General features: G+C 48.4%; 5 protein-coding genes. 1 reads left to right on the forward strand and 4 read right to left on the reverse strand.

Features of this window, described 5'->3' with window-relative positions; all coding sequences use genetic code 11:
• The first annotated feature begins 195 nt into the window (after nucleotides 1–195).
• Nucleotides 196–1,482 (forward strand): MFS transporter, encoded by a 1,287-nt coding sequence (locus tag QUA44_RS16980; RefSeq protein WP_333252676.1) that lies wholly within the window; start codon nucleotides 196–198, stop codon nucleotides 1,480–1,482.
• A gap of 234 nt (nucleotides 1,483–1,716) precedes the next feature.
• On the opposite strand, the gene QUA44_RS16985 is transcribed toward QUA44_RS16980, so the two are convergent.
• The 4 genes from QUA44_RS16985 to QUA44_RS17000 form a co-directional block, all read right to left on the reverse strand.
• Nucleotides 1,717–3,804 carry an acylase gene (locus QUA44_RS16985; RefSeq protein ID WP_333252674.1) on the reverse strand — a complete coding sequence of 696 codons (2,088 nt, stop codon included), beginning with the start codon at nucleotides 3,802–3,804 and terminating at the stop codon, nucleotides 1,717–1,719.
• A 142-nt stretch (nucleotides 3,805–3,946) separates the two neighbouring features.
• Nucleotides 3,947–4,423, reverse strand: coding sequence for a hypothetical protein (locus tag QUA44_RS16990; RefSeq protein WP_333252672.1), 477 nt, complete (start codon nucleotides 4,421–4,423; stop codon nucleotides 3,947–3,949).
• Between the two features lie 58 nt (nucleotides 4,424–4,481).
• Nucleotides 4,482–5,486: a hypothetical protein gene (locus QUA44_RS16995; RefSeq protein ID WP_333252669.1), complete on the reverse strand. Its 1,005-nt coding sequence runs from the start codon at nucleotides 5,484–5,486 to the stop codon at nucleotides 4,482–4,484.
• Nucleotides 5,487–5,656: 170 nt separating this feature from the next.
• Nucleotides 5,657–6,802, reverse strand: a 1,146-nt coding sequence (locus tag QUA44_RS17000; RefSeq protein ID WP_333309802.1) for a TonB family protein, incomplete at its 5' end; no start/stop codon positions are given.

A 6,802-nucleotide genomic window follows, 5' to 3' on the forward strand; every position in this document is an offset into this window, starting at 1 on the left:
GAGGGCGATGTGCTGTTTGATGCGGGTGTCATATCATTTCCGGTAACACCGGAATGATGTTGACTGTTGACTGTTGACTGTTAACAGTCAACAGCGAACTCGAATTTACTATTCCGATGCTAACGGATTTGATATCATTCTCCTGTCTAAAAAACCCTATCCTCAGAATTTTAAATCCTATCAATTGCCTATTTAATGCAAAAATTTATTCAACTCTGGCTCGGACAAACTGCTTCGATGATTGGCAGCGCTATGTCCGCGTTTGCGCTGACTATTTGGATTTGGGAGTCCACCAGTCAAGCGACGGCTTTGGCTTTGTTGATGTTTTTTACTCAATTGCCGCGCATCTTGCTTGCTCCGGTTGCTGGCATTCTCGTCGATCGCTGGAATCGAAAATTTTTGATGGCGATCGGCGATGCGGTTTCAGCTTTGTTAACGATCGCTATCCTATTACTTTATATCAGCCACAACCTGCAAATATGGCATATATATGTAGCGGCTGCGATTAACGGAGTTTTTGACCAAATTCAGCAGTTAGCTTACTCAGCAGCGATCGCCACAATGATGCCAGAAAAGCATTACAGCCGCGCTAGCAGTTTAAGTTTTTTGGCAAATTATGGCGCGAGTATTATTGCTCCGACGTTGGCAGGGATTCTCTATTCTGTGATTGGGCCCGGCGGGATTTTTACGATCGACCTGGCAACTTTTACAATCGCGATCGCCACGCTAGTATGTGTGAAAATACCCCAGCCCGCGATCGCGCCAGCATTGCGGAGCAATATCGCCTCCAATTCCCAGCCGACTCGCCACCACTTTTGGCAAGAACTCAGCTTCGGATTCCGCTACATCGTCCAGCGTCCCAGCCTGCTTGCCTTGCTGGTGTTGGTTTCGCTATTCTGGTTCGCTCACGACATCGGCGCGGCCCTCTACTCACCCATGATTCTGGCACGCACCGGCAATAATACGAGAATCCTCGGTACTATCCTTTCCGCCGCCGGCGCAGGCGGTGTTTTAGGAGCATCAATCGTCAGTATTTGGGGCGGCCCCAAACGCCGAATCCGGGGCTTTCTGCTGGGGATGGCAGGCGCGGGCTTGAGTAAAATAGTCTTTGGTTTCGGTCAGGCGCTTTCTATCTGGATTCCCGCTCAATTTTGTTCGTCTTTCAATTTCCCCATCCTCGGCAGTTCCAACGAGGCGATTTGGCTGGCGAAAGTCGCACCAGAAGTACAGGGGCGTGTTTTTGCTACCAGAGCAGTAATCGTGCAATTGGCGTCTGCGATCGGTTTATTGATCGCAGGCCCACTTGCCGATCGCGTCTTTGAACCCGCCATGCAACCGGGAGGATTTTTAGCAGCTATTTTTGGCCCAATTATCGGGACAGGTGCCGGTGCTGGCATGGCTTTGTTATACGCTATCTCCGCGCTGGGCTTATTGCTCGTTGCAGTCGGTGGCTATGCTTGCCGACTGCTGCGCGATGCGTAAAGGGGAAACGGAAAAAGGTCTTTTAACTTTTAACTTTTTCCTTCTTCCTGACATCCGTTATATCTGAGATGTTGCACCATTCTCAATTACTTGTTTAGGAACAGGCAAGATGCCTGTTCCACAAAAAAATTCACTCTTTGTGGAACAGGCATCTTGCCTGTTCTTGAGAATGGTGCCAGATGTGAGTTACATCCGTTACATCCGTTACAGAATCCGTTGCCGAACTTCCTTCTGCTAAAGTTTCTGGCGCGAACTCAGGTGAGCTTCAATTTCCGATCGCGATCGCCATACAGGGCGCAATTCCTTGCGAGCAAAAAGCTGCAACTGATCGCTGGTATGGGGCGAACCAGGTTGAGTGGCGTTGCCGTAACTGTTTAGCGCCATCGCTTTCACCGGATTGGAGAACTCAATCGCGGCGACAAAAGAATCGCCCGCAACCGCTTGAAAGCGATTGTCTTTCCCTGGAGCGAACCATACTGAGCGAAATACACCCAAAGCACCGTCAGCTCCATTTGCCGGCAAATTAGCCTCCCCAGGCAATCGGAAGACTTCCCCCCATGCCACATCTAAAGCGCCATAAGTTGCCTCAACTTTGGTTGCTGTCGCTTCCAACACCCGCACCGCCTCCGCAGGATTTGCCAACCCGTCTGGCGTAGTTAGTGGCGCATCTTCGCTCCAAGGTTTGGCGAATAACTCATTAGCATTCATCGCTTTTTTCCAAAAGGCAAACAGCACCGCACCACGACTTTTAGCATCGACTTTGCGATCCCAATTCGCGAGAACTTCCGCAGCGCGGCGAGCTTTTTCACTGCCTTGCCGTGCGATGGGAATTAAATCATCGAGGAGGCGATCGGCGAGTTCTACCTGAGTGGAATGTTTGTATTGCATCAATTCATCGAAAGAGATTTTTTCATCTTCTAACAGCATTTTTGCCGATCGCTGCGATCGCAAATCCATCGGGCCGCGCGGTGCCATGTAGGCGGGATAATTATCAGGTGCGATCGCCTTGGGAAACGTCGTCGTCCAAGGGGGATCGTTGGTATTTTGCAACCAACCGCTGGGCGGATCGACAACGCGCGGCAAATCCGCATAGGGATGATTTTTGCTCCACAAAGTCTCTGACGTATCGCCTGGGATTGTGTCTGACCAGTATTTAAAATCTCCGTTTTTGCGAATGGGGACTTGACCGTTAAACAAGTGCATGATATGCCCCTCACGATCGGCATACATGACGGTAAACATGGGAATTTCTAAGCGCTTTAAAACAGCCTCAAATTCATTGAAATTCCGGGCTCGTGCCATATCCCACCACTCCTCTAAAGCACCGGACTGTTCGAGTCCGACAACGCGCAGGGCGATCGCTTTGCCCTGTTTTTCTGTGAGAATCGGCCCATGAACAGAACGCCGCACTACTAGAGATTCCGATCGCAAATTCCCATTCTTTTCTTTGACTTTTAAAACCTTCTCTTCCCTGTCAAATTTTCGGACTTCGCCATCGAAGCGATAGCCATCGTTAGCAAGGGACAATTCATAGGCATCCCAGCCATCGTGAGTGTTGACAGTATGAGTCCATCCCAAGTTGTCATTAAAGGCGATCGTTAATACAGGAAATCCGACGAGAGTCGCTCCGTAAGCGTTAATTTCGGGGCCAATCAGTTGTGCTTCGTACCATAAATATAAATCCGACCAAGGAAGGTGAGGATTTGCCAATAGCATGGCATTGCCACTTTGAGAATGGGAAGGAGCGATCGCCCAACCATTAGAGCCTTTAGGAGTATTATTTTCAGTGAGCTTTTCAACGCGCTCTGGATCGACTATAAAAGTAAAATTGATGACCCGCTGCTCGTGAGCCAATACATCTGTTGGTTTGAGGGGCAATGCTATTTTTAATTCTTCGGTGAGCGCCTCTGGGTGTTCTTTTGCATAGGCATTCATCCCGCCAACAAAAGCATCAAGATAGTTGCGAAAACTGGGATTTTGTGATTCATACCAAGCGTTTGCGCGATTAGGAATTCCCATAGTTTGCACCCAGCGATCTGATTCCAGATAATCTTCGCCCCAAAATTCGGCAGCTTGCCCGCGAGCTTGTGCGTAAAGACGCAAAATCAGATTACCGTGACTTTGCATCTGCGCCCAGCCAAAAGCGTAGAAAAGGCTTTTAGTATTCTCTCCGTAAATGTGTGGAATTCCATAGGTATCCCAAAGAATTTGAGTGCCGGTTTCAGGCGCGGATTGAACCCCATTATTGAGGAGCAAAACTAAAATAAAACTGATTAATAAGGAGAAAATCCGCCGGCATTGTTTTTTTAGTTTTTGAAACATACTATAGCCTTTTTCAGGTAGGTGGGGTACAGAAAAAGCCTCGAAAATCCTGGCATTCACAGAAGAATAAAGTGTACCTCATGTTGGTGATAACCGCTATATTATATTGATATCAGTTGATAAATTATGCCCTTAAGCAAAATTAATTTCTAGGACATTTTCCTGAATTAACATATTCACGGAAGCTTTTACTGTAAAGATGACTTTTTGAGTTCCACCAAGCTGCTGCCCCTTTTTGTTGTAAGTCATTCCGCATATTTAGGCACCAACCAGCCCATAATTCTTCTTCTAACAACTTATTTTTATATTGATAATACAAATTTTCATACAGATTAAAAAAACTACAAATAAGCTCGTTAAACCGGGTGAATTCATTCTCATTTAATTTTTCCAGATTTGTTATGCCTAACTTGTATATCCGCGCCACTTCATCATCCTGGCTTATACGTGACTCAAGCTCTGCACAAGCGCTAATAATTGATTGATAGGTTGCACCCTTGGTTGCTTTTGTACTTTCTTTAACTTGAATTGCCAAATAAATCAGTGATACAACTACTGCAATAGTCTGAACAATGCCAGTAATATCACTGATAGATAGGTTTAATTGTGCTACGTACATCTTTTTATTAAACGTCAAGAATCACCCCATCTGAAAAGACGGTGAGTATATCAAAGAGTTATTTTTGAAGCTGCCCCTGTTGCCAATTTCCTTCTAGCTTAGTTCCATCTGTATAAATGTAGGAACCTTGACCGTGTTTCTGCCCGTTGAGGAATTCACCTTGATAGCGATCGCCATTGGCGTAAATACAGATACCTTTGCCGTTGAACTGACCCTCGCGAAATTCGCCTTCGCAGCGATCGCCATTGGCAAAAATATAAACTCCTTTCCCGCTCATCTTACCCTTGACAAAAGTGCCTTTATAGCTATTGCCATTAGCAAACTCGCGGACACCCTCACCATTAAATTCTCCATTCTCGAACGGGCCTTGATAACGTCCCCCTTCTTTAAAAGTTAACAACCCCTGACCTTGAGTGTTGCCCTTGACAAACTCTCCTTCATAGCGGTTGCCGTTCGGATATTCGCGAACCCCTTTGCCATCAAATTGCCCTTCACTAAACTGCCCCTGATAACTACCTCCTTCAGCAAAAGTATAGGTTCCCTGTCCGTGAGGCAAGTTACTCAGCAACTCTCCTTCGTAGCGGTTCTTATTAGCATATTGACAGACTCCTTTACCGTTAACTTTGCCTTCTTTAATATCTCCTTCGCAACGAGTGCCATCACTGAATGTAAAAGCCCCCCGACCGCTGGGAGAACCATTGGCAAAAGAGCCTTCATAACGAATGCCGTTAGTGGAGGTAAAAGTACCCGCACCGTCGAATTCACCGTCTTTAAAAGTTCCTTCGTAGCGGTTGCCGTTAACAAATTCGCGGACACCTTGACCGTTGAATTCACCCAAGGCAAATTCTCCTTGGTATCGACCTTCTTCTTTAAAGGTATAGATCCCTTGACCGTGAGGTTTGCCGTTGAGAAATTGGCCTTCGTAGCGATCGCCATTGGCATATTCGCACATAGCGGGCCCGCTGAGTTTTCCCTCGCTCAATTCTCCCTCACAACGTCCGCCATCGGGTAAAGTAATCACTCCTGCCATTGCGCTGTGAGGGTTTGCGAATAACTCAGCCATACCCAAGTTGGAGCCAAGTAATAGAGCGAATCCAAATCGCTGAAGTTTACTTAATGTTGCTGGCGACATTCCAAAATTCATAATTCACACAAAATTCAATTTTTAGATTTACAGTTGCTTTCTTGGTGCTATGGAATTCCCAGCCAAATTGCTAGGTTTCCAGAAAATACCTACTCATTGAGCCGGAAGGTAATAGAAGCTGTTTTTCCTTGAATACCGCTGTCTGATGAGGCAAATTTCCATTTTTCTACTGTTTTAATCGCAGCGCGATCGAAGTCGTCGTATTTGCTAGAAGTCTCGATCGCGATGTTGAATGCCTTACCGTTAGGGTCAATATCAAACTTGACTTTCACTTGACCCTGCCGCCCTTCTTTTCTGGCGGCGCTGGGATATTCAGGTTTACCGCAGCTAATGCAAGTGCCTGGTGCCGGGCCGGAAGGACGGGAAGGACTCTCCCCTCCACCAGGATTTTTCGGTTTTGGCACTGAGCCCGAACCACTACCAAAGGGATCTGAAGAACCCCCTCCAGCAGTTTCACTCCCACCGGATGCTGAGTTCGAGGGACTTCCTCCTGGGTTTGTGGCATCCGCGATCGCAGTTCCCGAATTGCGGCTGCCTCCTGGCCTGGTAGCTGTGACTGGCGGGCCGGCTGCGGGCGATCGAGCTATGGGGCCAGAACCCGTTGCAAATGGCTCTGAGGAAGAGCTTCCGCTTTCACTCTGGGGGTTTCCGCCTGCGGGGCCAGAGGAGGGGTTTGTGACATCGGCGATCGCACTTCCCGAATTGCGGCTGCCTCCTGGCCTAGTAGTTGTGACTGGCGGGCCGGCTGCGGGCGATCGAGCTATGGGCCCAGAAGCAGGATTTAATGGCTCTGAGGATGGCGAGGGCGAGTTATTGTTTTCAGGACTATTCGAGGACTTGGGATTTCCAGCATCAGCAGTAAAATCTGGGGCACTCTCAGCGCCCTTGGGGCGAGACTGGGTAACGGGTGGTTCGCTTTTAGGAGGTTCCTCGCTGGCGATCGGGCTATCATTTTTGGGAGGATCGGGCGATGGGGTTTTGGGTTCGTTGGCGATCGGGCTTGGAGGAGTTTCTGGGGGAGTCAAATCCTGTTTAGGTGCGATCGCAGAAGGCTCTTCTGGAATCGGCGGTGGCGTTACCGCTACCGGGGCTTCCTCTGGAATCGGCGGTGGCGTTACCGCTACGGGTGGCTCTTCTGGAATCGGCGGTGGCGTTACTGCTACGGGTGGCTCTTCTGGAATCGGCGGTGGCGTTACTGCTACGGGTGGCTCTTCTGGAATCGGCGGTGGCGTTAC

The sequence above is a fragment of the Microcoleus sp. N9_A2 genome (assembly GCF_036701775.1).
Classification (GTDB): Bacteria; Cyanobacteriota; Cyanobacteriia; order Cyanobacteriales; family Microcoleaceae; genus Microcoleus.

Excerpts from the sequence above, each read along its gene's own strand:
- QUA44_RS16980 (WP_333252676.1), top strand. The coding sequence starts at position 196 with ATGCAAAAATTTATTCAACTCTGGCTCGGACAAACTGCTTCGATGATT.
- QUA44_RS16990 (WP_333252672.1), bottom strand. The coding sequence starts at position 4,423 with ATGTACGTAGCACAATTAAACCTATCTATCAGTGATATTACTGGCATT.
- QUA44_RS16985 (WP_333252674.1), bottom strand. The coding sequence starts at position 3,804 with ATGTTTCAAAAACTAAAAAAACAATGCCGGCGGATTTTCTCCTTATTA.
- QUA44_RS16995 (WP_333252669.1), bottom strand. The coding sequence starts at position 5,486 with ATGGCTGAGTTATTCGCAAACCCTCACAGCGCAATGGCAGGAGTGATT.